Consider the following 25,845-nt stretch of genomic DNA (forward strand, 5'->3'; position numbering starts at 1 on the left):
TCGGCAGTCATTGACCGCCAAAAAAGGTTAGATCAAGGTTTTGCCATGGCGTACGAAGGTCGGCTTGACCACTCGAACCGGGTACCACTTGCCACGGATTTCCACTTCAGCGCGGTCGGCGGTGGCCGCCGGCACGCGCGCCAGTGCAATCGACTTGCTAAGCGTAGGAGAGAAACTACCACTGGTGATCTCCCCTTCGCCAACATCGGCGATGCGAACCACCTGATGCGCTCGCAAAACGCCACGCTCTTCAAGGACCAGACCGACCAGTTTGTGTTGTACGCCATTGGCCTGTTCGGCTTCCAGGGCCGTGCGACCGATGAACTGGCGCGAGGCCGGTTCCCAGGCAATGCTCCAGGCCATGTTGGAGGCCAACGGTGAAACGTCTTGATGGATGTCCTGACCGTACAGGTTCATCCCGGCTTCGACCCGCAAGGTATCGCGCGCGCCAAGGCCGATCGGGGAAATACCCGCGCCCACCAGATCGTTGAAGAAACCCGGCGCCTGATCGGCCGGCAGCACGATTTCCAGACCATCCTCACCGGTGTAACCGGTGCGGGCGATGAACCAGTCACCGTCGGCCTGACCTTCGAAATATTTGAGCTGCAGGATCAGCGCAGCGCGGGACTGGGTCACCAATTCGGCAATCTTGTGCCGGGCGTGAGGGCCTTGAATGGCCAGCATCGCCAACTCGGAACGTTCGTTGAGCTGCACATCGAAGTCGCCGAGATGAGCCTGCATCCAGGCCAGGTCCTGATTGCGGGTGGAGGCGTTGACCACCAGCCGATATCCGTCATCGAGGCGATAGACGATCATGTCATCGACGATACCGCCGTGCTCGTTGAGCATGGCGCTGTACAAGGCACGGCCGGGGCTGTGCAGGCGCTCGACGTCGTTGGCCAGTAAGTATTGCAGCCAGGCCTTGGCCTGGGGGCCGTCGACATCGATCACGGTCATATGGGATACATCGAAAACCCCGCAATCGCGGCGCACCTGATGGTGTTCCTCGACCTGCGAGCCGTAATGCAGAGGCATATCCCAACCGCCAAAATCGACCATCTTCGCGCCGAGGGCGAGATGAAGGTCATACAGAGGCGTGCGCTGTCCCATGGGTTTCTCCTTCCGGGCGTGGCGAAGGTGCGGACAGCCGCTGTACGGGGTGAAATGCCTTGAAATAAAGGCTTTCAGCCGATTTCAGCAACCCGGTCTGAAAGACGGACCGCACCGAATGCCGCGCATTGTAGCCGCAAGGTGTAGGACTGACACCTAGCCGTTTCGATGCGCCGACCTTCTGATTAATCCGATGACCGGCAACAGCCCGACCAGAACCAGGGTCAGTGCCGGCAACGAGGCCCTCGCCCACTCGCCTTCGCTGGTCATTTCAAAGATCCGCACCGCCAGCGTGTCCCAGCCGAACGGGCGCATCAGCAGGGTCGCGGGCATTTCCTTGAGCACGTCGACGAACACCAGCAACGCAGCGCTCAACGTGCCCGGAAGCAGCAGCGGCAGATACACTTTGAAAAACAGTCGTGGCCCACTGACGCCAAGGCTACGTGCTGCTTCGGGCAAAGAGGGCCGTATTCGCGCCAGGCTGCTTTCCAGCGGCCCGTAAGCCACGGCGATGAATCGCACCAGATAGGCCAGCAACAACGCCGACAGACTGCCCAGCAGCAACGGTTTGCCCGCGCCACCAAGCCAGCCCGACAGCGGAATCACCAGTTCGCGATCCAGATAACTGAACGCCAGCATGATCGACACCGCCAACACCGAGCCCGGCAGTGCATAGCCGAGGTTGGCCAGGCTGATGCCGGAACGGATCGCCCGGGTCGGTGCCAATCGACGGGCAAAGGCCAGCAGCAGCGCGACGCTGACGGTGATCAACGCCGCCATGCCGCCCAGGTACAAGGTATGCACGATCAACCCGGCATAACGCTCGTCCAGATCAAAGCGCCCGCGTTGCCAGAACCACACCAGCAGTTGCAGCACGGGAATGACGAAGGCGCAGGCGAACACCAGACCACACCAGCTCATCGCCGCCAGCGCCTTGACCCCATGCAGGTGATACAGCGCCTTGACCCGCGGCCGTTCGTTGCCCGCCCGGTTGGCGCCGCGGGCACGGCGTTCGCCATATAACACCACCATCACCACTAACAGCAGCAGGCTGGCCAGTTGCGCGGCGGTGGAGAGACTGAAAAAGCCGTACCAGGTCTTGTAAATGGCGGTGGTGAACGTATCGAAGTTGAACACCGACACCGCACCGAAATCCGCCAGGGTTTCCATCAACGCCAACGCCACCCCCGCGCCGATCGCCGGACGAGCCATGGGCAACGCCACTCGCCAGAACGCCTGCCACGGGGATTGCCCAAGGACTCGCGCCGCTTCCATCAGGCCTTTGCCCTGAGCCAGAAATGCAGTGCGCGCCAACAGGTAAACGTAGGGATAGAAAACCAGCACCAGCACCAGAATCACGCCACCGGTGGAACGCACTCGCGGCAGCCTCAGACCACTGCCGAACCATTCGCGCAACAGGGTTTGCACCGGCCCGGCGAAATCCAGCAGGCCTACGAAGACGAAGGCCAGCACGTAGGCAGGAATCGCGAACGGCAGCATCAACGCCCAGTCCAGCCACCGCCGCCCCGGGAACTCACAGAGGCTGGTGAGCCAGGCGAGGCTGACGCCCAACAGCGTCACGCCGATGCCAACGCCGACGACCAGCGTGAGGGTATTGCCCAGCAGCCGCGGCATCTGCGTGTCCCACAGGTGGGACCAGATCTGCTGATCGATGGTTTGCCAGGAAAGAAGCAGGACGCTCAGGGGCAGCAGGACCAGCGCAGCGATGACGAAGACCAGGGGATACCAGCGGCGTTGGGCGGGGTGGGCCAAGGACAGTTCTCGTTTAAATGATTGTGCCCACACTCTGCGTGGGCACACATCTTGTGACGCTCTGCGTCACGCCTCGACGCAGAGCGTCGGTGGATGCATTCCCATGCAGAGCGTTGGAACGATCAGGCCGGCAGGGACGCCGCCACTTCATTCGGTGGCGCAGTATATCGACAGACTCAGTTCCATCCGACCCGATCCATCATCCGAATCGCTTCAGCCTGACGCTTGCCGGCGATTTCCACTGGCAAGGTATCGGCCACGAACTTGCCCCAGCTCGCGACTTCAGCCGAAGGCGGAACGGCAGGGTTGGCCGGGAACTCCTGGTTCACGTCAGCGAAAATCTTCTGCGCTTCAGGCGTGGTCATCCACTCCACCAGCGCCTTGGCGGCTTCCGGGTGCGGTGCATGTTTGGTCAGGCCGATACCCGACAGGTTGACGTGCACGCCACGGTCGCCCTGATTCGGCCAGAACAGTTTCACCGGCAGGTCCGGCTTCTGCTTGTGCAGACGGCCATAGTAGTAAGTGTTGACGATGCCGACGTCGCACTGACCGGCATTGATCGCTTCCAGCACGGCGATGTCGTCGGAGAACACGTCGGTGGACAGGTTGTTGACCCAGCCTTTGAGGATCTTCTCGGTTTTCTCGGCGCCATGGACTTCGATCATGGTGGCGGTCAGGGACTGGTTGTAGACCTTCTTCGCCGTGCGCAGGCACAGGCGGCCTTCCCACTGTTTATCGGCCAGCGCCTCGTAGGTGGTCAGCTCACCGGGTTTCACCCGGTCGGTGGAGTAGGCGATGGTTCGCGCCCGCAGGCTCAGGCCGGTCCAGGCATGGGAGGATGCGCGGTATTGCAGCGGGATGTTGGCGTCGATCACCTTGGAGGTGAACGGCTGGAGGATGCCCATCTGCTCGGCCTGCCAAAGGTTGCCGGCATCGACGGTCAGCAGCAGGTCGGCAGTGGCGTTTTCGCCCTCGGCCTTGATCCGCTGCATCAGCGGCGCTTCCTTGTCGGTGATGAACTTCACCTGTACGCCGGTTTTCTGGGTGTAGGCATCGAAGACCGGTTTGATCAGCTCATCGATACGCGAGGAGTAAACCACCACCGCGTCGGCAGCCTGGGCGGCGGTGCTGCCTATCAGGGTCAGGGCCAGTGCGGTCAGTAGACGCTTGGGTGCCAACATGGAAGCGGTCTCTCGAAATGGGAAGTGAGGCCAAATGATAAGGACTCACATTTCGCTTCTCAATCGAACACTGGGCGGAGGAGTTACCAGATGTTGCACAATCGAATGAATGACAATGTGGCGAGTGGGCTTCAGGCCTTGGCCAACGCCGGCAGATCCCCGATCAACCCAAGCGCTTCACGCACGAACAACGCCTTGGCCTCGGGCATTTGGTCGACCATCTTCAACCCGGTATTGCGCAACCAGCGCACCGGCAACGGATCGGCCTGGAACAGCCGTTCGAACCCTTCCATCGCCGCCATCAACGCCAGGTTGTGGGGCATGCGCCGACGCTCATAGCGACTGAGCACTTTCACATCCGCCAATCGCTCACCGCGCGCGGCCGCTTGCAGCAGTACTTCGGCCAATACAGCGGCATCGAGGAAACCGAGGTTCACGCCCTGCCCGGCCAGTGGATGGATGGTATGGGCCGCGTCGCCGATCAACGCCAGGCCTTCAGCCACGTACCGCTTGGCATGACGCTGACGCAGCGGCACGCACAGACGCGGATCGGCATTGAGCACCGTGCCGAGGCAGCCTTCGAAGGCCCGCTCCAGCTCCTTGCAGAAGCTTTCGTCGTCCAGTGCCATCAGGCGTTCGGCTTCGCTCGGCGTGGTCGACCAGACAATCGAGCACCAATCCTGCTGGCCGTCCCGTTCCAGCGGCAGAAACGCCAGCGGGCCGTTGTCGGTGAAACGCTGCCACGCGGTCATTTGATGCGGTTTGGAACAGCGCACACTGGTGACGATCGCGTGGTGCATGTAATCCCATTCGCGGGTCGCAATGCCGGTCAGGCGCCGCACCGCCGAGTTGGCGCCATCCGCCGCGATCACCAACGGTGCCCGCAAGGTGCGGCCATCGGCCAGGGTCAGCAGCCAATCGTCACCGGAACGGCGCATCTGCTCTAGACGTGCGTTGGCCAGCATCCCGAGGTCGCAGTCGTGCAGCCGGTCGAGCAAGGCGTCCTGAACCACACGGTTCTCGACGATATGCCCGAGTACGTCGGCATGTACGCTGGTCGCCGAGAAATGGATCTTCCCGGTGCCGCTGCCATCCCAGACGTGCATGTCGGTGTAAGGACTGCTGCGCCGGTTGGCGATGCCGTCCCACACGCCCAGGCGTTCGAGTATTCGTTGGCTGGCCGCCGACAGGGCGCTCACCCGCGGCTCGAACGGCGCTTGGCCATCGAAGGGTTTGACGCTCAAAGGGCTGCCGTCCAGCAGCAGGACTTCAAGCCCGCTGTTTTGTAACGCCAGCGCCAGGGCACTGCCGACCATTCCGGCCCCGACAATCAGCAGATCTGCGCGCATTTCCATGCTTTAGGCCTGTCTCTCTTGCGGCTTGAGCCGCAGGTAAAGGGTTCTCTCGACGCGCGTCACCGAAGTGCTCGCGTCGTCATGAATATTGATGTGCAGGTGCGCCCGCTTAAACATCGGGACGTGTACCCAGGCCCATGGCCTGCCGGGCGAACCAGCGCTTGGCCGGCGGCAGCAGATCGAGACCGAGCAGGCCGATGTTGCGCCCCAGGGAAACCAGCGGCTGGGTGCTGCCGAACAACCGGGTGACCTGATCGGAGAAACCCACGGTCAGGTTCTGGTCCAGACGCTGACGCTCGCGATAAGCCTGCAACGTGGTGAAATCGCCGAGCGCGGTCTCGCTGCTCAGCAAGGTGTCGGCCAAGGCCTGGGCATCGCGCAGGGACAGGTTGAAGCCTTGTCCGGCAATCGGGTGCAGGCTGTGCGCGGCGTTGCCGAGGATCGCCAGATGTGGGCGGACTTGCTCCTCGGCTTCGATCAGCGACAGCGGATATAAATTGCGGGCGCCGACCTGTTTCAGCGTGCCGAGGCGATAACCGAACACGCCCTGCAACTCGTTGAGAAAGCTGCGGTCATCAAGGGCCGCCAACCGTTGCGCGTCCATGCCCAGACGGGTCCAGACCAGGGCGCAGCGGTTTTCCGGCAGCGGCAACAAAGCCATTGGGCCGTCGTCAGTGAAGCGTTCGAAGGCCATGCCGTTGTGCGCTTCGCTCGGAGTGATGTTGGCGATCAGCGCGCTCTGGTTGTACGGGCGCTTCTTGATGCCGATCCCCAGCTGTTCACGCAGGCCCGAACGGCCGCCATCGGCCAACACCGCGAGGTCGCATTCCACCAGGGTTTCATCGTTGAGCGTCAGGCGATAGCCGTCGGTCAGCGGCTCCATGGCGGTGACTTCCGCCGGGCAACGCCAACTGATCACATCCTTGTCCAGACTGTGCCAGAGGCATTGGCCGAGCCAGGCGTTTTCCACCACATAACCCAGTGCTGGAACGCCCTCTTCCATCGCCGACAACCGCGCCGTGGAAAAACGCCCACGGTCGGAGACATGAATCTGCTTGATCGGCTCGGCGCGGCGGGAAATTTCCTGCCACACGCCCAGCCGTTGATAAATCTGCCGGGCGCCGAACGACAACGCTGAAGAGCGAGCGTCATAGCTCGGTTGGTACGTATCGCCGGGGGCAAAGGGTTCGATCAGCACGATCTTCCAGCCACGGGCCTTGGCCCCGGCCTGTAACGCCAACGCAAGGCTGGCGCCAACCAGGCCGCCGCCGATGATTGCCAGATTGACTCGACTCATGCCGCTTGTGTCCGTGCGGCGGCCATCAGGGCCTCGATTTCGGCGACCGTTTTCGGCACGCCGTTCGTCAGGATTTCACAACCGGTTTTGGTGACCACCACGTCGTCCTCGATGCGCACGCCAATGCCGCGCCATTTCTTCGCCACGTTCTGGTTGTCCGGGGCAATGTAGATGCCCGGCTCGACCGTCAGCGCCATGCCGACTTCCAGCACGCGCCATTCGCCGCCGACCTTGTACTCGCCGACATCATGCACATCCATGCCCAGCCAGTGGCCGGCGCGGTGCATGTAAAACGCCTTGTAGGCTTCGCTGGCGATCAGTTCATCGACCTCGCCCTGCAACAGGCCCAACTTCACAAGGCCCGTGGTAATGACGCGAACAGTGGCTTCATGCGCCTGATTCCAGTGTTTGTTCGGTGCGATTTCGGCAAACGCCGCTTCCTGGGAAGCCAGCACCAGCTCGTAGATCGCCTTCTGTTCCGGTGAATACTTGCCGTTGACCGGCCAGGTGCGGGTGATGTCGCTGGCATAGCAGTCGATCTCGCAACCGGCGTCGATCAGCACCAGATCGCCATCTTTGAGCACCGCGTCATTCTGCTGGTAATGCAGGATGCAGCTGTTGCGCCCGGCGGCGACGATCGAACCATAGGCCGGCATCTTCGCCCCGCCCTTGCGGAACTCGTAATCGAGCTCGGCTTCGAGGCTGAACTCATGCAAACCGGCACGGCTGGCCTGCATCGCCCGGATATGCGCCTGGGCGGAAATCCGCGCGGCTTCGCGCATCACCTTCACTTCTGCCGCCGATTTATACAGGCGCATGTCGTGCAGCAGATGATCCAGGGCAACGAATTCGTTCGGCGGCTGGGCACCGAGATTCGCCTTGGAGCGGATCACGTTGATCCAGTCCATCAGGTGCCGATCGAATTCCGGGTTGCTGCCCATGGCCGAATACACCCGGTCGCGGCCTTCGATCAGGCCCGGCAGGATGTCGTCGATGTCGGTGATGGGGAAAGCGTCGTCGGCGCCGAAGTCGCGGATCGCGCCTTCCTGGCCGGCGCGCAGGCCGTCCCACAGCTCACGCTCGGCATTGCGTTCACGGCAGAACAGGATGTACTCGCCATGTTCGCGACCGGGAATCAAAACGATAACGGCCTGAGGCTCGGGAAAGCCGCTGAGGTACTGGAAGTCGCTGTCCTGACGGTAAACGTGCTCGACGTCACGGTTGCGAATGGCAACCGCGGCGGCGGGCAGGATGGCGATGCTGTTGGGTTCCATCTGCGCCATCAGGGCCTTGCGGCGACGGCTGTATTCCGATTTCGGGATATGAATCATGGGCAGATGGCTTTTCCTGGCTCGCGATTAATGCAACGACGGTTTGGCGGCTGCTTCGTCGGTTTTCTTGGTTTCAGTGAACAGCAGCAACGGTGCGACGCGCAGGTACTCCATGACTTCCATGTAGTCGCTTTCGCCGTCGTCGGACTCTTCCAGGGCGTCTTGCACCTGAGAAATGGCGGCCAGATCCTGCAGCACTTCAGTCGCTTCAGCGCTGAGGGCATATTCGCGACGGGTCAGGCCGAAGCCAGTGAGAAAGCCCTGGCACCACTGGCCCAGCGCGGCTGCGCGCTCGGTGAGCGGCGCGTCGTCGCTCGGCAGCAGCAGAACAACGGTCATGTCGTCGCTGGTAAGCTCGCCCTTGACCATCTCTTGCAGGCCGATCAAGGCGTTGCGAACGTTGTCTTGCGGCTCGCCTTCGAGCAGCTCGGCGGCGTCTGCCAGCCAGCTGTCGGCATCGAAACCGGCACCGGCGCAGCTACGGCCGAGCAGCAGGCCGTGCAACTCGGCAGGCGAGACGGGATGGCCGCTGGTACTCAGCAGGGTGGCGAAGGCTTGGTACGGAGAATTCTGAATGGGCATGGGTAGCTAGGCGCCAGACGGCGCTATGTCTAGAATGAAGGCCTTGTATCCTACATCGACAGACTCGCCAAGACTATTAAAGGCTGTCCGCCAGCTACCTCCCATCAGACGAACACGTGGACACAATGGAAGACACCGACCTGCAAGCGCTGATGGCCAGACTCGAGCTGCTGATTACCCGAGTCGAGCAACTAAAGAGTCAAAACGCACTCTTACTAGCTCAAGAAAAGACCTGGCGCGAGGAACGCGCGCACCTCATTGAAAAAAATGAAATCGCCCGGCGTAAGGTCGAATCGATGATTTCGCGCCTCAAGGCCCTGGAGCAAGACTCATGAGTTCAAGCAATAGCGTTACCGTGCAGATCCTCGACAAAGAATATTCGATCATCTGCCCCCAGGAAGAGCGCAGCAACTTGATCAGCGCCGCCCGTTACCTGGACGGCAAGATGCGCGAAATCCGCAGCAGCGGCAAAGTCATCGGCGCCGACCGCATTGCCGTGATGGCTGCGCTGAACATCACGCACGACCTTCTGCACAAGGAAGAACGTCCGGATGTTCAGGCCAGCGGCTCGACCCGCGAACAGGTTCGCGACCTGCTGGACCGCGTCGACCTGGCGCTGTCGACCGATCCGGATGTCACCAAGGGCTGATTCGCCAGGCCGCTTGAGTTATACTCGCATCACTCCCTGGGGTGCTTGCCAGTTGACCACGTCCCTGAGCCGATTCGCACTACCCTGGAGGTTGCACGTTGGGCTGGTGTGCATGTCCGCTAGACGGAAAGCCTTAAAGCCTACTGCATCTTCCACCTTGAACTTTCGGGTTCAAGGGCTAAGTCAGCAGCGGTTCATCCGGGGAGCCTGATTTCAATCCGATGCCGGTTTTCATACCGGCATCGGCATGTTTACGGGTACGCTTTTAGTACTCGCACTTTCTGAAGCCTGAATCCATGACCGAACCTGCGCTGCTGCCCCGACCGCAACTTCGACGCATGCTGCGCAAGGCCCGCCGCGCACTGACCCCCAGTCAGCAGCGCGAGGCCGCTCGCGGGCTGTATAAGCAATTGGCCCAGCACCCACTGTTCCGCCGCGCAAAACACATCTCCCTGTACCTGCCCACCGACGGTGAAATCGACCCGCGCCTGTTGATGCGTGCCGCGCAACGTCGGGGCAAGGCGACGTACCTGCCGGTACTCAGCGCCTGGCCGCGAACCAAAATGGTGTTCCAGCGGATTCGTCCCGGCGAAAAACTCAAACCCAACCGTTTCCGTATTCCAGAACCACGGGCCAATATCGCCCGGCAACGCAAGGTCTGGGCGCTGGATCTGGTGTTGCTGCCGCTGGTGGGGTTTGACGATGTCGGCGGACGCCTGGGTATGGGCGGCGGCTTCTACGACCGAAGCCTGGCGTACCTGGCGCGCCGAAAAAGCTGGCACAAGCCGACGCTGCTGGGCTTGGCCCATGAATGTCAGAAGGTTCAACGATTGGCTCAGGCGAGCTGGGATGTGCCGTTGCAGGGCACGGTCACTGACAAGGCGTGGTATTTCGCGGACTAGACGCCACTGATATCAGCGGCGTCCAAAAGACGGGCTCAGCGCTTGAAGGCCGACGGCTGTTGCTGCGCGATCTCGACGGGAGCATCGGGTTTGTTGTTCCACAGGCTTTGGGCATAGCCGGTGGTCACGACACCAAGGCCGAATAAAATAACCAAAATCCATAGTAAATCCGGTTTGCGTTTCATCGACTGCCCCCCAAAGGCACATCAACACGATGACAGCAGCGGTTTCCGTTGTAGGTGTAGGCCGTGCAGCAGCGTCAAGCTAAGAAGGCCGGCATTTTGCGACAACGTGAACCGACACGCAAACGCTGGCGTCAACCGACTGTCGGTTTGTCATAAAATTGCCTGACCACTTGTCCACCAACCTCGCAAGGAGCAAAACCATGGCTTATTGGCTGATGAAATCCGAGCCCGACGAACTCTCCATCAAAGACCTGGAGAAGCTTGGGCGAGCGCGCTGGGACGGGGTTCGCAACTACCAGGCGCGCAATTTTTTACGGGCCATGGCAGTCGGCGACGAGTTTTTCTTCTATCACTCCAGCTGCCCTGAGCCAGGGATTGCCGGGGTCGGAAAGATCGTCGAGGCGGCGTATCCGGACCCGACGGCGCTGGAGCCCGAGAGTCATTACTTCGATCCGAAGGCCACCGCCGAGAAAAACGCCTGGAGCGCGATCGATGTCGCTCACGTCGAGACGTTTTCCAAGGTGCTTAAACTCGATTATCTGAAGCAGCAAACGGCACTCGCCGAGATGCCACTGGTGCAGAAAGGCTCGCGCCTGTCGGTAATGCCGGTGACAGCCGAGCAATGGGCAGTGGTGCTTAATCTGCGCTAAATACTGCGCTACAGCCTGTGACTCTGGCTTACCTTGCCAAACGGTCAGGCTTACCCCTCAGTTGACTGACATCAAGTCGCCCTAGCACTTTCCTGTCAGACTGGGACGCAATAGACGCAGGATGCAGACATGTCGACGCACAGCCGCTCTTCGCTTTTCTTCGTTTTTTTGCTGGGGGCTGTATTGCTGGCCGCCGGAGGGTTTGGTTATTGGCGGTCGACCGTTAACCGACTGCCCCAAGGGTTGTCTGTCGGCAATGGTCGACTTGAAGCCACTGAAGTGCAGATCGCCAGCAAAACACCCGGTCGATTGGCTGAAGTGCTGGTGGACGAAGGCGACAAGGTAACCCAGGGGCAACTGTTGGCCCGCATGGACACCCGTACCCTCGAAGCACAGCGCAACCAGGCTGAAGCCGAAGTGATACGCGCCCGGGAAAATCTTTCCGCGGCCCAGGCCAATGTGAAACTGCGCCAGAGCGAGCAACTGCTTGCCCAGCAAGAGCTCAAGCGCTCCCAGGCATTGTTCAATCGCGGTTTCGCCAGCGGCCAGATCATCGACCAACAGCAGTCACGCTTCGACACCGCCAACGCAGCTGTTACTGCGGCCCGCGCTCAGGTGTCCGCCGTCGGCGCAGCCATTGGCGCTGCACAGGCGCAAGTGGCGCAGTTGAACAGCGAAATCGACGACAGCAGTTTGCGAGCCCCCATCGACGGGATCATTCAGCTTCGCATGGCCGAACCCGGGGAAGTGCTCGGCGCCGGAGGGCGAGTGTTGCTGCTGATTGACCCGAATGACCAATACATGAATCTCTACCTTGCAGCATCCGTCGCCGGACGCCTGGCGGTCGGCGATGAAGCGCGGATCCTGCTAGACGCCCTGCCCGACCAGCCACTGCCGGCAAAAATCAGCTTCGTGGCGGCCAAATCGCAGTTCACGCCCAAAGAAGTCGAGACACGCGACGAACGTCAGAAACTGGTGTTTCGGGTCAAGCTACGCCTGACCCGTCCCAGCGCAGTGCCCCAGGCCAAACCGGGGATGCCCGGCAATGGCTACGTGCGCACCGCTCCCATTGACTGGCCGGCCAATCTTCAATGACCGGCCTGGCACTGCATGCCACTCGTCTTCAGCACCGCTATGGCGAACGGCATGCGCTGACTGACATCACGCTCAGCCTGCCCACTGGCACCCGGTGTGGGTTGATTGGCCCGGATGGCGCCGGCAAATCCAGCCTGCTGGGATTGATCGCCGGCGTGAAGACGCTACAGGAGGGCCAACTGGAAGTGCTCGGTGGCTCGATCCAGGACCGGCGCCACCGCAACAGCCTCTACTCGCGCATCGCGTTCATGCCTCAAGGTCTGGGCGGCAACCTGTACCCTGATCTGTCGATCCGCGAGAACATTCACTTCTTCGCCACGCTGTTCGGGCTGTCCGCGGCCGAAAGCGATCAGCGCATGCACAGCCTGCTGCTGGCCACCGATCTACTGCGATTTGCCGAACGCCCGGCCGGCAAGCTGTCGGGCGGAATGAAACAGAAGCTCGGACTCTGTTGCGCACTGATCCATGAGCCGGATTTGTTGATCCTCGATGAGCCGACCACTGGCGTCGACCCTTTGTCCCGACGGCATTTCTGGGAGTTGATCGATGATGTTCGGCGCCAACGCCCGCAACTGACGCTACTGGTCGCCACCGCGTACATGGAAGAGGCCGAACAGTTCGAACACTGCCTGATGCTCGACGGCGGCAAGCTGATCGCCGCCGGTTTGAGCCGCGATCTGGCGGCGGTAACCCCCAGCGGCAAGCTCGATGAAGCCTTCACCCACTTTCAGGGCGACACCGGCCACGACAACCAGCCGCTAGTGATCCCTCCCCGAACCAATGCTACGGCCGACATCGCCATCCAAGCCCATGACCTGACCCTGCGCTTCGGCGATTTCACCGCTGTGGATAAAGTCAGCTTCGCCATCGGCCGCGGCGAGATCTTCGGGTTTCTGGGCTCCAACGGCTGCGGCAAAACCACCACCATGAAAGTGCTTACCGGACTGATTCCGGCCAGCGAAGGCAGTGCCATGCTGCTGGGCAACCCAGTGAACGCCAAGGATCTGGCCACCCGCAAGCGCGTCGGCTTCATGTCTCAGAGCTTCTCGCTCTATGGCGAACTCAGTGTCCGGCAGAACCTGGACCTGCACGCGCGACTGTTCGATCTGCCCCAGGCCGACAGCACTCAGCGCATCGACGAACTGATCCAGCGCTTCAGCCTGGCCAGCGTCGCCCATCAGCCGTCCGGTGCATTGCCGCTGGGTCTGCGCCAACGATTATCCCTGGCGGTGGCGGTGCTGCATCGCCCGGAAGTGCTGATCCTCGACGAACCTACCTCCGGCGTCGACCCGGCGGCGCGGGACGATTTCTGGCGACTGCTGATCGAACTGTCCCGTGAACAGGACGTGACAATCTTCCTGTCCACCCATTTCATGAACGAAGCCCAGCGTTGCGACCGCATCTCATTGATGCACGCAGGCAAGGTTTTGGCCTGCGACACCCCGGCAGCACTGCAACAGCAGTTCAACGGCCAGACACTTGAGGCCGCGTTCGTCACCTGCCTGGAACAGGCCCAGAGCCCGGGCGCGACAGAGGCGCCACCAACGCCCATCGACACAACGCTCGCACCCACCCCATCGATGAAAGACCGTCGCTTCAGCTTTGGGCGACTGCGGGCATTGGCGAGCCGTGAAGGCAAGGAACTGCTGCGCGATAGAGTACGCCTGGCCTTCGCTCTGCTCGGGGCGATGCTCATGATGGTGATTTTCGGCTATGGCATTTCCCTGGACGTGGAGAAACTCGCCTTCGCGGTCTACGACCAGGACCAGACCCCGCAAAGCCGGGCATATCTGGAGGCCTTCCGCGGCTCCCGTTACTTCGACGAGCAACCCCCGATAAGCGATCCGGCGCAGTTGCATCGACGACTGCAACGCTCGGAAATCAAACTGGCGCTGGAGATTCCCCCCGGATTCGGTCGGGATCTGTTCGCCGGTCGCCAGCCTACGGTGGCGGCCTGGCTCGACGGCGGTATGCCGTTTCGCGCTGAAACCAGCCGCAACTATGTGGAAGCGGTACACCAGGCCAACCTGGAGCAACTGGCGGATCAGTCCAGTCCCGCACCATCCCGGCAAGCGCCAGCCAAACTGGAAACCCGTTTCCGCTACAACCAGGATGTCGTCAGCGTCAACGCCATCGGCCCTGGAGTGATGGCGCTGATCCTGGCGTTTATCCCGGCCATGCTGACTGCGCTGGGCATTGTGCGGGAGAAGGAACTGGGCTCGATCACCAACTTCTACGCCACACCGCTGACCCGCCTGGAGTTCCTGTTAGGTAAACAGGTGCCGTATCTGGCCGTCAGTCTGATCAATCTCGCCGTGCTGACAGCCATGAACCGCTGGCTGTTCGGCGTCCCTTTCAAGGGCAGCGCATTGACCCTGGCCTTCGGCGGGTTGCTCTACGTGCTGGCGACCACCAGCATGGGTCTGTTGATTTCGGCGTTCACCCGAACCCAGATCGCCGCCATTCTCGGCACCATGATCATCACCAGTCTGCCGACCATCCAGTTTTCCGGTCTGATCGTGCCACGGTCGTCCCTTGATGGCGCCGCCGCGGTCATGGGGATGCTGTTTCCGGCAGGCTATTTTCTCGATATCGCTGTTGGCACCTTTACCAAGGCGCTGGATATCCGGCAGTTGTGGCCACAATGCCTGGCGCTGTTCGGGTTCTTTCTCGGGTTCACCGGGCTCAGCCTGGCCATGCTGAAAAAGCAGGAGGTCTGATGCATAAACTCGCGCACATCCTGCGTCTTGGCCTCAAGGAACTCACCAGCCTGCGACACGACAGTGTATTGCTGCTGTTCCTGTTCTACGCCTTTACAGTCGCGATCTACATGCCGGCCGCGGGCTCAGTGATCGGTGTGCACAACGCCAGTGTGGCCATGGTCGATGAAGATCACAGCCCCATGTCACGCCAACTGGCCCAGGTTCTGCGGCCGCCGGAATTTCAACCGCCGGTGCCGCTGCCTTATGGTCAACTGGACGAGGTGCTGGACAACGGGCGGTACACCTTCGTGATCAATGTTCCAGCCAATTTTCAGGCCGATCTGCTAGGCGGCCACCAGCCGGCGGTGCAGGTCAACGTTGACGCCACGGCCATGAGCCAGGCGTTCATGGGCGCAGGCTATATCGGGCGGATTTTCCAGCGCGAGCTGCTGACCTACAGTGGCCAGGGCGATGCGGCGAGCCAGACACCCGTGCTGCTGACGACACGAGCGTTGTTCAACACCAATCTGGAAGGTGGCTGGTTCCTGGCGGTGATTCAGATCGTCAACAACATCACGATCCTGGCCATCATCCTGACGGGCACGGCGCTGCTGCGTGAACGCGAACACGGCACCCTCGACCATTTGCTGGTGCTGCCGCTGACGGCACTGGAAATCATGCTGGCGAAAGTCTGGAGCAACATGCTGGTGGTGGTGCTGTGCACCTGGGTGTCGCTGGAAGTGATTGTCAAAGGCGCCCTCGGCGTGCCGCTGGCCGGCTCCCTGAGCTTTTTCTTGCTGGTAACGGCGGTTTATCTGTTCGCCAGCACGGCGCTGGGGATATTCCTCGCGACCCTCGCCCGCTCGACACCGCAGTTCGGCTTGTTGGCGATTCCGGTGATTATCCCGATGTTGCTGCTTTCCGGGGGCAGTACGCCCCTCGACAGCATGCCGCAATGGCTGCAATGGGTGATGCAGGGCTCGCCATCGACGCACTTCGTCAGCCTCAGCGCCGCGATACTGTTTCGCGACGCCGGCATCGGCGTGGTCTGGCCGGACTTGCTGGCATTAAGCGCCATCGGCCTGCTGTTCTTTACCATTGCACTGCTGCGGTTTCGCAAGAGCCTGGCGTCCTGAAGGGCCGAGTCGCCCTTCGCGAGCAAGTCCGCGAAGGGGCCGCCCCAGACAACAAAAGCCTTACTGGATAATGAGGTTGTTGAACAACAGATCCTCAACCACCGGCTTGCCGGTTTCGTCGTTCATCACTTGCTGGGTCTGCTTCAAGGCTTCCTGACGCAGCTTTTCCTTGGCTTCGACGTTGTTCATGGTTTCAGTGGTCTGCTGGGCAAACAACGCCACCAGCTGATTGCGGATCAACGGCTCATTGGCCTTCACCGCCTTGGTCGCCTCGTCACCAGTCACCCGTAGCGCCACATCGGCCTTGTAGACCTTGAGCTTCGGCGTGCCATCCAACCCATAGTTGCCCACGAACGGCGGGCTCAGGGTGATGTAGTTGACCTTCGGGGCTTCACCTTCTTTGGCTTCTTCGGCCATCGCTGCCACAGGCAGAGACAGGGCCAGCATCAACATGATCCACGCTTTCACAATTCGCTCCTTATCCGGTTTGCGGCCTAGCATAACGACCCGCCGCTCAAGCACAAGCTTATGGCTGACTATCAGGGTCGGGCATGCTCGTTGACCCGTTAACTCACACACCTACACTTATCGGCCATCACTCCCAAAGGAATAGCCCTGATGAAAGCCGTGCTGTGCAAAGCCTTCGGCCCTGCCGAATCGCTGGTGCTGGAAGACGTCGCCAGTCCTGTTGCGAAGAAGAACGAAATCCTGCTGGACGTGCACGCGGCCGGGGTGAATTTCCCGGACACGCTGATCATCGAGGGCAAATACCAGTTCAAACCGCCCTTCCCGTTTTCACCGGGTGGCGAAGCGGCTGGCGTGGTCAGCGCGGTGGGGGAAAAGGTCAGCCACCTCAAGGTCGGTGACCGGGTCATGGCCCTGACTGGCTGGGGCAGTTTCGCCGAGCAGGTCGCGGTGCCGGGCTACAACGTGCTGCCGATCCCGCCATCGATGGACTTCAACACTGCCGCCGCTTTCAGCATGACCTACGGCACTTCGATGCACGCCCTCAAGCAACGAGGCAACCTGCAACCCGGCGAAACCTTGCTGGTGCTCGGCGCGTCCGGCGGCGTCGGCCTCGCCGCCGTGGAAATCGGCAAAGCCATGGGCGCCCGGGTGATCGCCGCCGCGAGCAGTGCGGAAAAACTCGCGGTGGCCAAAGCCGCCGGCGCCGATGAACTGATCAACTACAGCGAAACCAGCCTCAAGGACGAAATCAAACGCCTGACCGACGGCCAGGGCGCCGACGTGATCTACGACCCGGTGGGCGGGGACCTGTTCGACCAGGCCATCCGCGCCATCGCCTGGAACGGTCGTCTTCTGGTGGTCGGTTTCGCCAGTGGACGTATCCCCGAACTGCCAGTGAACCTGGCACTGCTCAAAGGTGCTGCAGTGGTCGGCGTGTTCTGGGGCTCGTTTGCCCAGCGCCAACCACAGGACAACGCGGCGAACTTCCAGCAGTTGTTTCACTGGTTCGCCGAAGGCAAGTTGAAACCGCTGGTGTCACAGGTGTATCCACTGAGCAATGCGGCGCAGGCGATCAACGATCTTGGCCAGCGCAAGGCGGTCGGAAAGGTGGTCGTGCAGGTTCGTTGATCGTTTTCAAGCCAGGTCGCAGCCTGCGACCTGGCTCCGTCATCCCCGTACCGACTCTCATTTATACCTGAGCGACATGTTCATAAAGGAACATGCGATCTCTAACATTTCCGCTGTTTTGCCGATGCGAACCGGTGCTATTTTCGGTAACGAAACTGTAACATTCGCATCCGCAGTCAAAACAAGAAATCTGGAGCTCTTGAATGTTTGCTTTCTTTCGTCCTGCCGCACATCAGGCTCCATTGCCTGAAGAAAAAATAGACAGCACCTACCGACGCCTTCGCTGGCAGATCTTCGCCGGGATTTTCATTGGCTATGCCGGTTACTACCTGCTGCGCAAGAACTTCACCCTGGCGTTCCCGGACCTGATCGCCCAAGGCTATACAAAAGGCCAACTGGGTGTGGCGATGTCGGCGATTGCAATCGCCTACGGCCTGTCCAAGTTTCTGATGGGCATCGTGTCCGACCGCTCCAACCCGCGTTACTTCCTGCCCTTTGGCCTGGTGGTGTCCGCCGCGGTGATGTTCGTTTTCGGTTTCGCACCTTGGGCCACGTCCAGCGTGACCATGATGTTCATCCTGCTGTTCATCAACGGCTGGGCGCAAGGCATGGGCTGGCCGCCGAGCGGGCGAACCATGGTGCATTGGTGGTCACAGAAAGAGCGTGGCGGCGTGGTTTCGGTCTGGAACACCGCGCATAACGTTGGCGGTGGCTTGATCGGCCCGCTGGCGATTCTCGGCATGGGCTGGTTCAACGACTGGCACAGCAAGTTCTACGTACCGGCTGCCGTGGCGCTGTTGGTCGCCGTGTTTGCCTTCATTGTGATGCGCGATACACCGCAGTCGACGGGCCTGCCGCCGATTGAGAAGTACAAAAACGATTACCCGGAAGGCTACGACGCCAGTCACGAAGAGGAATTCAGCGCCAAGGACATCTTCGTCAAATACGTGCTGCGCAACAAAATGCTCTGGTTCATCGCACTGGCTAACGTTTTCGTCTACCTGCTGCGCTACGGCATTCTGGACTGGGCGCCGACCTACCTCAAAGAGGTCAAGCACTTCGACTTCGACAAGACCTCGTGGGCTTACTTCCTGTACGAGTGGGCGGGCATTCCCGGCACGCTGCTGTGCGGCTGGATGTCGGACAAGATCTTCCGTGGTAACCGTGGCCTGACCGGCATGGTGTTCATGGCGTTGGTGACCGTTGCGACGATCGTGTATTGGCTGAATCCACCGGGCAATCCGATGATCGACATGATCTCGCTGTTCGCCATCGGCTTCCTGATCTACGGCCCGGTGATGCTGGTCGGCCTGCAGGCGCTGGAACTGGTGCCGAAGAAGGCCGCGGGTACGGCCGCAGGCTTTACCGGCCTGTTCGGTTACTTGGGTGGTTCCGTCGCGGCCAGTGCCATGATGGGCTACACCGTGGACTATTTCGGCTGGAATGGCGGCTTCATTCTGTTGGTCGTTGCCTGCCTGCTGGCTATGGCGTTCCTGGCTCCCACCCTGGGCCACAAAAACGTCGCCAGTCAGGGCCGCGAAGCGCTCGCCTGATCTGCCTTTGATTTACAGCGCTTGAGCCGCGCCTCCAGATTCCGGTCTGGCATGGCGTGGCTACGCAGGGCGTGGGCGGTCTGCTCGACATACTCGCGAGTAGTGCCATAGCGCCCGCAAGCGTTCTCGAATACTTGGCTCAGCACGTGATCCGGCAAGTTGCCGGCATAGCTGGGCAGGTGCCGCTCCAATACAAATCCCAATGCCTGAACCTGGTTTCCGTTTTCAAGACGGCAGTTGAGCCAGTGTGGACGATAGGAAGGGAATGGCATCTCGCGCTGCCAGAGTGCATAAAGTGAAGCCTCGAGTTGTTCTTCGGGCAAACGATAGGCGAACCCGCTGCACGAACCACCGCGATCCAGGCCAAATACCAGCCCCGGCACTTCCGGCGTGCCGCGATGCTCGTGGGACCACAGGTACAAACCGCGATGGTAGCCATGCACCCGGCCGCGCACCCGCTCAACCGCCGCACATTCAGGCCGCCAGATCAGCGAACCATACGCGAATAACCAGACCGGCCCACCCTTATGGCGCGCCATGGTCGACTGCATCGAGCTGAGCAATTGTTCGTGTGTAAGCTGCGGCCCCAGATCGAGCCGCGGAGGGTAAGCCAGATTCAAAAAAGCAGATTCAATGGCGCTCATGGCAATAAAATTTTGGTCCAGCAATTATTACAAAATATAAACAACTTTCACTTCATAGAACATATAGCAGTAATACTAAAACGAAAAGTACTAAGCGCCCTATGACCTTGCGTCCCCTATAAAAAATCCAATACTGAAGCTGGAGGGCTTGGCGATATACCCTAATATCATTTAAGAGAATTCTTAAATACCAGAACGAAATATACATAAGCATTCGGCGCGTCTAGGATAAAGCTCACCTAGGAGAAAATGCCTACAAACCCTTCGGATTTACCGCCTACCCATTGCAGCTTTACGTCGCGTATAACGGCCACCCAAAGACGCAAACCAAACTGCCTCAAAGGCCTGAACAATGAAAACACCATGGATTTACGGGTTACTTCTAATGCTCACGGCGCAGCACTCGCTGGCCGAGGACACCTCTGCGAAAGACACCGGCTCCTGGTATTTGCAGGCCAGCGTCTATACCAGACACTTCTCCCCCGACTCCGACCACAATAACAATCAGGACCTTATCGGTCTTGAGCGCGAGCAAGCGTCCGGTTGGTTGTTTGGTGGCGCAACTTTTCGCAACTCGTTCAGCCAGCGTTCATATTATGCGTATGCGGGCAAACGCTACGAGAGCGCTGACTATCCCGTGTACATAAAACTTACCGGTGGTCTGTTGCAAGGTTACAGCGGCAAGTCTCAGGACAAGATCCCTCTGAATCACTTCGGGGTCGCGCCGGTGATCATTCCTTCAGTCGGGGCACACTACGGACCATTGGCAGCCGAGCTGGTGTTGCTCGGCTTCAATGCCGCCATGGTGACAACCGGGGTGCGCTTCTAGAACGGTTCACGCACCTATGATCGCGGGGCGTAAGCAAATACATCGGCACGCATTTGATGGGCATCCATCCCCGCTTCGACCAAAGCATCGAGCGTGCCATAGACCATGGCTGGAGAGCCGCTGGCATAGACGTGCAGTGCTTTCAGATCAGGGAAATCTTCACACACCGCCTCATGCAACATGCCGCAACGCCCCTGCCAGCCGCATTGATCGCTGACGACTTTATGCAGGAACAGATTGGGCAGCTTCAGCCATTCATCCCAATGTTCGATCTCATAAAAGTCTTCGGGACGACGTACGCCCCAATACAGGTGCACCGGATGCTTGAAGCCCGTGGCGCGGCAATGTTCGATCAGGCTGTGAATCTGGCCCATGCCGGTACCGGCAGCAATCAGTACGAGAGGACCGTTCGGCAGTTCCGCCAGATGGGTGTCGCCGAACGGCATCTCGATCCGCACCATCGGGTTGCGCTGGAGCTGTTCGATCAGGCTCAGCGCGCTGCTTTCGCGCGCCAGCACATGAATTTCCAGGTCGCGGCCGGAATGCGGTGCAGAGGCCACGGAAAAAGCGGATTTCTCGCCACTCTCACGCTCGATCATCAGGTACTGGCCGGCGTGATAGCGCGGCGGCTTGCCCGCTGGCGCACGCAGACGCACGCGCCAGGTATCGCCACCGACGTCCCTGCATTCAATGACCTGACACGACACGCTGCGCACCGGCAGTTCTCCCAGCGCGAGCACGCCATCCCACAACACGATGCAGTCTTCCAGCGGCTCTGCAATGCAAGTGTAGAACTCGCCATGGTCGCGCACATCGCCAGCCTGTTCGACCCGCCCTTCCACCAGCAATGCGCCGCACACATGGCAATTGCCGTTACGACAGCTTTGCGGGCATTCATAGCCCAGGCGCCGCGCGCCATCGAGAATCCGCTCGCCGGGCAGAATCTCAAGCACTGCTCCGGAGGGCTGCAAGGTTACACGCATCAATCTATTCCTAACTGATTCCAGATGGCATCGATCCGTTGGGTAACGGCTTCATCCTTGACGATGACCCGGCCCCACTCACGGGTGGTTTCGCCTGGCCATTTATGCGTGGCATCGAGCCCCATCTTCGAACCCAGGCCGGAGACCGGCGAGGCGAAGTCCAGGTAGTCGATCGGCGTGTTATCGATCATCACCGTGTCGCGCTTGGGGTCCATGCGCGTGGTAATGGCCCAGATCACGTCGTTCCAGTCCCGTGCGTTGATATCGTCGTCGGTGACGATAACGAACTTGGTGTACATGAACTGTCGCAAAAACGACCAGACACCGAGCATTACCCGCTTGGCGTGACCGGGATACGACTTCTTCATGGTCACGATGGCCATGCGGTACGAGCAGCCTTCGGGTGGCAGGTAGAAGTCTGTGATCTCCGGGAATTGCTTCTGCAGGATCGGTACGAACACTTCGTTCAGCGCCACACCGAGAATCGCCGGCTCATCCGGCGGACGGCCGGTGTAGGTGCTGTGGTAGATCGGCTTGATCCGATGGGTGATGCGCTCGACGGTGAACACCGGGAAGCTGTCGACTTCGTTGTAGTAGCCGGTGTGGTCGCCGTACGGACCTTCATCGGCCATTTCGCCCGGATGGATCACGCCTTCGAGGATGATTTCGGCCGTGGCCGGTACTTGCAGGTCGTTGCCGCGGCATTTCACCAGTTCGGTGCGATTGCCCCGCAGCAGACCGGCGAAAGCGTATTCGGAGAGGCTGTCCGGCACCGGCGTCACGGCGCCAAGAATGGTGGCCGGGTCAGCGCCCAGCGCCACGGACACCGGGAACGGCTGGCCGGGGTGTTTTTCGCACCATTCGCGGTAATCCAGCGCGCCGCCACGGTGACTCAACCAGCGCATGATCACCTTGTTGCGACCGATCACCTGTTGACGGTAAATGCCGAGGTTCTGGCGATCCTTGTTCGGACCTTTGGTGACAGTCAGGCCCCAGGTGATCAGCGGGCCGACATCGCCTGGCCAGCAGGTCTGCACCGGCAACATCGCGAGGTCGACATCGTCGCCTTCGATGACCACTTCCTGGCACACCGCGTCTTTGACGACTTTCGGCGCCATCGAGATGATCTTGCGAAAGATCGGCAGCTTGGACCAGGCGTCCTTCAAACCTTTCGGCGGCTCGGGCTCCTTGAGGAACGCCAGCAACTTGCCGATTTCGCGCAACTCGCTCACCGCCTCTGCACCCATGCCAAGCGCCACGCGCTCAGGCGTACCGAACAGATTGCCGAGCACAGGGATGTCATAACCCGTGGGCTTTTCGAAAAGCAGGGCCGGGCCTTTGGCGCGCAATGTGCGGTCGCAGACCTCGGTCATTTCGAGCACTGGGGACACCGGAACCTGGATGCGCTTGAGTTCGCCGCGCTGTTCCAGGCCGCTGATAAAGTCGCGCAAGTCGCGATACTGCATGCGTGAGCCTCGTTTTGGCCGTGGCGTTCGGGGGTGGCAGTTTAGCGCCGAACCCCTCAGTTCAGAACCACGAACTGCCGTTGATCAAAAATCAGATAGCAAAAAGCCGGGTTTCCCCGGCTTTTTGGCCTGTTCGATTTACTTGCGTTTCATCGACAGGAAGAACTCGTCGTTGGTCTTGGTCTGTTTCAGCTTGTCGACCAGGAACTCGATGGCAGAGACTTCATCCATCGGGTGCAGCAGTTTGCGCAGGATCCACATACGCTGCAGTTCGTCGTCGGCTGTCAGCAACTCTTCGCGGCGAGTACCGGAGCGGTTGATGTTGATGGCCGGGAACACACGTTTTTCGGCGATCTTGCGATCCAGAGGCAGTTCCATGTTGCCGGTGCCTTTGAATTCTTCGTAGATCACTTCGTCCATCTTCGAACCGGTTTCAACCAGCGCGGTAGCGATAATGGTCAACGAGCCGCCTTCTTCGATGTTCCGCGCAGCGCCGAAGAAACGTTTCGGTTTCTCCAGGGCGTGGGCATCGACACCACCGGTCAGCACCTTGCCGGAGCTCGGGATCACGGTGTTGTAGGCACGGGCCAGACGGGTGATGGAGTCGAGCAGAATCACCACGTCCTTCTTGTGCTCGACCAGGCGCTTGGCCTTCTCGATCACCATTTCAGCAACCTGCACGTGGCGGGTTGGCGGCTCGTCGAACGTCGAGGCAACCACTTCGCCGCGCACGGTGCGCTGCATTTCGGTCACTTCTTCCGGACGCTCGTCGATCAACAGCACGATCAGGTGAACTTCAGGATTGTTACGCGCGATGTTTGCCGCGATGTTCTGCAGCATGATCGTTTTACCGGCTTTCGGCGGAGCAACGATCAGGCCACGCTGGCCTTTGCCGATCGGGGCGCACAGGTCGATGACACGACCGGTCAAGTCTTCGGTGGAACCGTTGCCGGCTTCCATCTTCATGCGCACAGTCGGGAACAGCGGGGTCAGGTTCTCGAAGAGAATCTTGTTTTTCGCGTTCTCGGGACGATCGTAGTTGATCGTGTCGACCTTCAGCAGCGCGAAATACCGCTCGCCTTCCTTTGGAGGACGGATCTTGCCAACGATGGTGTCACCGGTGCGCAAGTTGAAGCGACGGATCTGGCTCGGCGAGACGTAGATATCGTCCGGGCCGGCGAGATAGGAAGCGTCAGCGGAGCGCAGGAAGCCGAAGCCGTCCTGGAGAATCTCCAGCACGCCATCACCGGAGATTTCCTCGCCGCTTTTCGCGTGCTTTTTGAGCAGGGAGAAAATCACGTCCTGCTTGCGCGAACGGGCCATATTTTCTATGCCCATCTGTTCGGCCAATTCGAGCAGTTCGGTAATCGGCTTTTGCTTGAGTTCAGTCAGATTCATATAGGAATGACGTAATCATTTATGGAGGGGGGAAATTAAGCTTTTGGCTTAATGAGGCCGCGCCGCAGAGAAGGCGACAGGATCGCGTACTTATTCGAAAAGGAGTGCGTCGGCGACGGCTAGCAGGGGGCAGTGGAGAAACCAGTGCGGGGCCGAATGTACCACCTGAGTTTCGGAGCGTCTAGCCCTCAATAACGAAAAGGCCCCGCATAATGCGGGGCCTTTTCATGACGCTTTATAACAACGCTTAGATGTTGGCGTCGAGGAAAGCGGCCAATTGCGACTTCGACAGCGCGCCGACCTTGGTGGCTTCGACGTTGCCGTTCTTGAACAGCATCAGCGTCGGGATACCACGCACGCCATGCTTGGCCGGGGTTTCCTGGTTCTCGTCGATGTTCAGTTTGGCAACGGTCAGCTTGCCTTTGTAGGTCTCGGCAATTTCGTCCAGGACAGGAGCGATCATTTTGCAAGGGCCGCACCACTCAGCCCAGTAGTCGACCAGTACAGCGCCTTCGGCCTTGAGTACGTCGGCCTCGAAGCTAGCGTCGCTAACGTGTTTGATAAGATCGCTGCTCATGGAAGTCTCCAGGTTGTAAGCAAAAAAACGTGGCCCATCATAGCTGCCCTTCCCCCGTTCAGGAAGCCGCAGATGATTGAGTCTCGCTATGGTGCCCCATGAATTTGGGTATAGCTCAAGTCACGAGGTGGCGGGAGCGACGAAGGCAATTCCGGTGCGCAGGGCGGCGTTGCGCACATGCTCCTGCATGGCCTTCTGCGCGGCGCCAGAGGCTCGACGGGCCAGTGCGCGGAGGATTTTACGGTGTTCCTGCCAGGTTTCCATGGCCCGTTCGGCCCGGATGAACGGTAGCTTCTGGCTCTCCAGAAAGATGTCGGCGCTGGCTGTCAGGATGCTCAGCATCGCCTGATTGCCGCTGGCCAGGAGGATGCGCCGGTGAAACTCGAAGTCCAGTCGCGCCGCTGCATCGAAGTTGGCGGCACGCAGTTCGTTGCGCATGGCGGCGACGTTGTCTTCCAGGGCATCGAGATCCTCGGTGCTCAGGGTCACGGCCGCCAAACCCGAGGCAAAACCCTCCAGCGCATAGCGCAACTGGAAGATGTCCAGCGGCGATGCCTGGGCCGCGAATGGCCAGCCCGGCACCGCCTCGCCCCGGGGCAGATCGACCGGTGACTGCACGAACACGCCCTTGCCCGGCTGGATGCTGATCACGCCCAGCGCACTCAGGGACGACAACGCCTCGCGCAACGACGCCCGGCTGACCCCCAATTGCACCGCCAGATCCCGTTGCGAGGGCAAGGCATCACCCGGCCCGAAACCTTGCTCGGTGATCAGTTTGCGGATGGCTTGCAGCGCCACTTCAGGTACTGCACGGGAGATCGAATTCATGGTTTCTTCAGACGAACCAGGCC

Annotated in this window: 25 protein-coding genes and 1 other RNA gene; 11 read left to right on the plus strand and 15 right to left on the minus strand. The window is 60.3% G+C overall.

What is annotated here, in order from left to right:
* Nucleotides 1–27: 27 nt before the first annotated feature.
* The 7 genes from gcvT to F475_RS01670 all read right to left on the minus strand — a co-directional run bounded on the left by gcvT (nt 28) and on the right by F475_RS01670 (nt 8,629).
* Complete coding sequence (gcvT, locus tag F475_RS01640) at nt 28–1,110, minus strand: glycine cleavage system aminomethyltransferase GcvT (protein WP_111453017.1); 1,083 nt, start codon at nt 1,108–1,110, stop codon at nt 28–30.
* A 156-nt stretch (nt 1,111–1,266) separates the two neighbouring features.
* Nucleotides 1,267–2,883, minus strand: a complete 1,617-nt coding sequence (locus tag F475_RS01645; RefSeq protein WP_111453018.1) for an iron ABC transporter permease — start codon at nt 2,881–2,883, stop codon at nt 1,267–1,269.
* Between the two features lie 176 nt (nt 2,884–3,059).
* Nucleotides 3,060–4,064, minus strand: coding sequence for an extracellular solute-binding protein (locus tag F475_RS01650; RefSeq protein ID WP_019650158.1), 1,005 nt, complete (start codon nt 4,062–4,064; stop codon nt 3,060–3,062).
* 131 nt (nt 4,065–4,195) lie between these two features.
* Nucleotides 4,196–5,413 carry a 2-octaprenyl-3-methyl-6-methoxy-1,4-benzoquinol hydroxylase gene (locus tag F475_RS01655; protein WP_177431086.1) on the minus strand — a complete coding sequence of 406 codons (1,218 nt, stop codon included), beginning with the start codon at nt 5,411–5,413 and terminating at the stop codon, nt 4,196–4,198.
* Between the two features lie 115 nt (nt 5,414–5,528).
* Entirely contained in the window at nt 5,529–6,716 is a 1,188-nt protein-coding gene (gene ubiH, locus F475_RS01660) for a 2-octaprenyl-6-methoxyphenyl hydroxylase (RefSeq protein ID WP_064621037.1), read from the minus strand.
* Nucleotides 6,713–8,047 (minus strand): Xaa-Pro aminopeptidase, encoded by a 1,335-nt coding sequence (gene pepP / locus F475_RS01665; protein ID WP_111453020.1) that lies wholly within the window; start codon nt 8,045–8,047, stop codon nt 6,713–6,715. Before pepP ends, ubiH begins: the two co-directional genes overlap by 4 nt.
* Nucleotides 8,048–8,074: 27 nt before the next feature.
* A complete protein-coding gene (locus F475_RS01670) occupies nt 8,075–8,629 on the minus strand; it encodes a YecA family protein (protein WP_007940361.1) in 555 nt (184 codons plus the stop codon).
* Between the two features lie 125 nt (nt 8,630–8,754).
* Here F475_RS01670 and F475_RS01675 point away from each other — a divergent pair, with 125 nt between their 5' ends.
* The 4 genes from F475_RS01675 to F475_RS01690 all read left to right on the plus strand — a co-directional run bounded on the left by F475_RS01675 (nt 8,755) and on the right by F475_RS01690 (nt 10,180).
* Nucleotides 8,755–8,964 carry a TIGR02449 family protein gene (locus tag F475_RS01675; protein WP_007940359.1) on the plus strand — a complete coding sequence of 70 codons (210 nt, stop codon included), beginning with the start codon at nt 8,755–8,757 and terminating at the stop codon, nt 8,962–8,964.
* On the plus strand, nt 8,961–9,278 hold the full coding sequence (locus tag F475_RS01680; RefSeq protein ID WP_018927584.1) for a cell division protein ZapA: 318 nt from the start codon (nt 8,961–8,963) through the stop codon (nt 9,276–9,278). The genes F475_RS01675 and F475_RS01680 overlap by 4 nt, the downstream gene beginning before the upstream one ends.
* Before the next feature lie 30 nt (nt 9,279–9,308).
* Nucleotides 9,309–9,487: non-coding RNA, 6S RNA (ssrS, locus tag F475_RS01685), on the plus strand.
* A gap of 87 nt (nt 9,488–9,574) precedes the next feature.
* Nucleotides 9,575–10,180: a 5-formyltetrahydrofolate cyclo-ligase gene (locus F475_RS01690; RefSeq protein WP_018927583.1), complete on the plus strand. Its 606-nt coding sequence runs from the start codon at nt 9,575–9,577 to the stop codon at nt 10,178–10,180.
* Nucleotides 10,181–10,215: 35 nt separating this feature from the next.
* Here the strand turns inward: F475_RS01690 and F475_RS30385 are convergent, their stop codons facing one another.
* Entirely contained in the window at nt 10,216–10,365 is a 150-nt protein-coding gene (locus tag F475_RS30385; protein ID WP_018927582.1) for a hypothetical protein, read from the minus strand.
* Nucleotides 10,366–10,565: 200 nt separating this feature from the next.
* Between F475_RS30385 and F475_RS01695 the strand changes: the two genes are divergently transcribed.
* The 4 genes from F475_RS01695 (at nt 10,566) to F475_RS01710 (ending at nt 15,948) form a co-directional block, all read left to right on the plus strand.
* The gene (locus F475_RS01695) at nt 10,566–11,015 is read left to right on the plus strand and encodes an EVE domain-containing protein (RefSeq protein WP_064621039.1); all 450 of its coding nucleotides are present in this window, start codon (nt 10,566–10,568) and stop codon (nt 11,013–11,015) included.
* 129 nt (nt 11,016–11,144) lie between these two features.
* Nucleotides 11,145–12,110 (plus strand): HlyD family secretion protein, encoded by a 966-nt coding sequence (locus F475_RS01700; protein ID WP_019580536.1) that lies wholly within the window; start codon nt 11,145–11,147, stop codon nt 12,108–12,110.
* Complete coding sequence (gene rbbA, locus F475_RS01705; RefSeq protein WP_111453021.1) at nt 12,107–14,830, plus strand: ribosome-associated ATPase/putative transporter RbbA; 2,724 nt, start codon at nt 12,107–12,109, stop codon at nt 14,828–14,830. The genes F475_RS01700 and rbbA overlap by 4 nt, the downstream gene beginning before the upstream one ends.
* Entirely contained in the window at nt 14,830–15,948 is a 1,119-nt protein-coding gene (locus F475_RS01710; protein WP_111453022.1) for an ABC transporter permease, read from the plus strand. The genes rbbA and F475_RS01710 overlap by 1 nt, the downstream gene beginning before the upstream one ends.
* Before the next feature lie 60 nt (nt 15,949–16,008).
* Here the strand turns inward: F475_RS01710 and F475_RS01715 are convergent, their stop codons facing one another.
* The gene (locus tag F475_RS01715) at nt 16,009–16,416 is read right to left on the minus strand and encodes a flagellar basal body-associated protein FliL (RefSeq protein ID WP_019580533.1); all 408 of its coding nucleotides are present in this window, start codon (nt 16,414–16,416) and stop codon (nt 16,009–16,011) included.
* A gap of 150 nt (nt 16,417–16,566) precedes the next feature.
* On the opposite strand from F475_RS01715, the gene F475_RS01720 reads away from it, so the two are divergent.
* Nucleotides 16,567–17,544, plus strand: coding sequence for an NADPH:quinone oxidoreductase family protein (locus F475_RS01720; RefSeq protein ID WP_018927576.1), 978 nt, complete (start codon nt 16,567–16,569; stop codon nt 17,542–17,544).
* 203 nt (nt 17,545–17,747) lie between these two features.
* On the plus strand, nt 17,748–19,097 hold the full coding sequence (glpT, locus tag F475_RS01725; RefSeq protein ID WP_018927575.1) for a glycerol-3-phosphate transporter: 1,350 nt from the start codon (nt 17,748–17,750) through the stop codon (nt 19,095–19,097).
* On the opposite strand, the gene F475_RS01730 is transcribed toward glpT, so the two are convergent.
* The gene (locus F475_RS01730) at nt 19,073–19,741 is read right to left on the minus strand and encodes a gamma-glutamylcyclotransferase (RefSeq protein WP_018927574.1); all 669 of its coding nucleotides are present in this window, start codon (nt 19,739–19,741) and stop codon (nt 19,073–19,075) included. The genes glpT and F475_RS01730 overlap by 25 nt on opposite strands.
* Nucleotides 19,742–20,126: 385 nt before the next feature.
* On the opposite strand from F475_RS01730, the gene F475_RS01735 reads away from it, so the two are divergent.
* Entirely contained in the window at nt 20,127–20,570 is a 444-nt protein-coding gene (locus tag F475_RS01735; protein WP_019580529.1) for a hypothetical protein, read from the plus strand.
* A 14-nt stretch (nt 20,571–20,584) separates the two neighbouring features.
* On the opposite strand, the gene F475_RS01740 is transcribed toward F475_RS01735, so the two are convergent.
* From F475_RS01740 to F475_RS01760, 5 genes are all read right to left on the minus strand, one after another.
* Nucleotides 20,585–21,553: a CDP-6-deoxy-delta-3,4-glucoseen reductase gene (locus tag F475_RS01740; RefSeq protein WP_111453023.1), complete on the minus strand. Its 969-nt coding sequence runs from the start codon at nt 21,551–21,553 to the stop codon at nt 20,585–20,587.
* The gene (gene ubiD, locus F475_RS01745; protein ID WP_019580527.1) at nt 21,553–23,019 is read right to left on the minus strand and encodes a 4-hydroxy-3-polyprenylbenzoate decarboxylase; all 1,467 of its coding nucleotides are present in this window, start codon (nt 23,017–23,019) and stop codon (nt 21,553–21,555) included. The genes F475_RS01740 and ubiD overlap by 1 nt, the downstream gene beginning before the upstream one ends.
* 138 nt (nt 23,020–23,157) lie before the next feature.
* Nucleotides 23,158–24,417, minus strand: a complete 1,260-nt coding sequence (gene rho, locus F475_RS01750) for a transcription termination factor Rho (protein WP_007899384.1) — start codon at nt 24,415–24,417, stop codon at nt 23,158–23,160.
* Between the two features lie 247 nt (nt 24,418–24,664).
* On the minus strand, nt 24,665–24,994 hold the full coding sequence (gene trxA / locus F475_RS01755; RefSeq protein WP_003206727.1) for a thioredoxin TrxA: 330 nt from the start codon (nt 24,992–24,994) through the stop codon (nt 24,665–24,667).
* A 120-nt stretch (nt 24,995–25,114) separates the two neighbouring features.
* Nucleotides 25,115–25,822: a FadR/GntR family transcriptional regulator gene (locus F475_RS01760; RefSeq protein WP_064621043.1), complete on the minus strand. Its 708-nt coding sequence runs from the start codon at nt 25,820–25,822 to the stop codon at nt 25,115–25,117.
* Nucleotides 25,823–25,845: the final 23 nt, after the last annotated feature.

This window comes from Pseudomonas sp. URMO17WK12:I6 (assembly GCF_003253625.1).
Taxonomy (GTDB): domain Bacteria; phylum Pseudomonadota; class Gammaproteobacteria; order Pseudomonadales; family Pseudomonadaceae; genus Aquipseudomonas.